The 1342-nt window shown below is 51.0% G+C and carries 1 protein-coding gene; it reads right to left on the bottom strand.

Annotated features, from left to right (window positions below):
- On the bottom strand, positions 1-1097 hold a 1097-nt coding region (locus V6D20_05065; protein HEY9815159.1), incomplete at its 3' end, for a D-alanyl-D-alanine carboxypeptidase.
- Positions 1098-1342: the final 245 nt, after the last annotated feature.

Raw genomic sequence — 1342 nt, 5'->3', positions numbered from 1 at the left:
ATCATGCCGGCGAGGGCGCTGACTTGGTTGAGGGTTCCGGTTTTGGCGATGATCCCTTTGGGCATATTGCGGTCTTTCATGGTGCCGCGTTGATCGCGTCCGGCTACGGGAAAGAGATCTGATAGGGCAATGGTTTCGTCAGCGATCGCCATGTCGATGGCTTTAAACATGGTGACAACGGCTCTGGGGGAAATGCGGTTATCTACGCCGAGGCCGGAGCCATTAATAAGATGCACTTCTGCGGCGGGAAGGTTGAGTTTTTGAGCCATGCGCTGTCCCATGGCTGGTCCTCCACCTAGGTTTTGGGCAATCATTTCGGCGATCGCATTATTGCTGTAGATATTCATCAGCTTCAGAATTTCTGACAGTACAAGGGAATGGTGGGTTAATATATGGGTCGCTGTGGCAGGGATGGCTTCACTCTGCTGGATAGTGCCGGCGATCGCCACTTGGGGTTTAGGCGTACCGGGCGGCATCAAATTATATTGACTACTTACTTCCTTATTCCATAGCCGTTGATCCATCCCCATGCGGAGCGTCTGGGCAGAAACCAGCGGATCGATGGCGTAATTCATCGCAAAATGACCCACCACAATCAGATTTCCCTGCACCTGACGAATCCCTGCCTGATTTAGCGCATTACCAAGGGCGATCGCCTCCTCCCAGACAAACAGCGGATCATCCCCCCCCTCCACATAGAGATCCCCCTGCAATACCCCATTATTCACAGCCCCAGTCGTATAAACTTTGGTTTGAAACTGATGCGTCAGCGGCCACTTCTCCAAAGCGGCCAAAGTCGTTACCACCTTAGTTAGAGAAGCCGCCGATAAAGGCGTTGTACCCTGATTCTGACCCAGCTCAAGCCAATCCGACTGGATCCAAACCCCCTGACGCTCCGGCTGCTTACCCTGACCCTTAAGCTGATTGACATAGCCCCGCACAATCTCCTCTACCTGAGGATCCGGCTCATAATTCACCTCAAAAACCGTTGATGACTGCCAACCCAAAACACGATAGGGAATCACATCCGGGGGCGGTTCCGGCTGCCACACCTGACTCACAAAACTAAGAAATCCAAGGCTTAGCAATTTCAACATAGATCCATCAACGTTAGAAGCAGACGCCCATTAGACAAATAATCATGCCATAGATTCTATAAGCAATACTTAGCAACCGAAACCAACATCCAAGAATCAGAGATTGTGACTTCTAGGACACAACAGCGTTCTGCTAATATGTGGGAGGCTTTTATACCTGATCAACATGTCATCGACACGCGCAAAAATAGCAGTAGACGCTATGGGGGGAGACCATGCACCAGAAGAGATTATCGCTGGCGCTA

Source organism: Candidatus Obscuribacterales bacterium (assembly GCA_036703605.1).
Lineage (GTDB): Bacteria > Cyanobacteriota > Cyanobacteriia > RECH01 > RECH01 > RECH01.
Note: the sequence above shows the minus strand (reverse complement) of the source record. Positions and strands in the feature narration are given on the sequence as shown.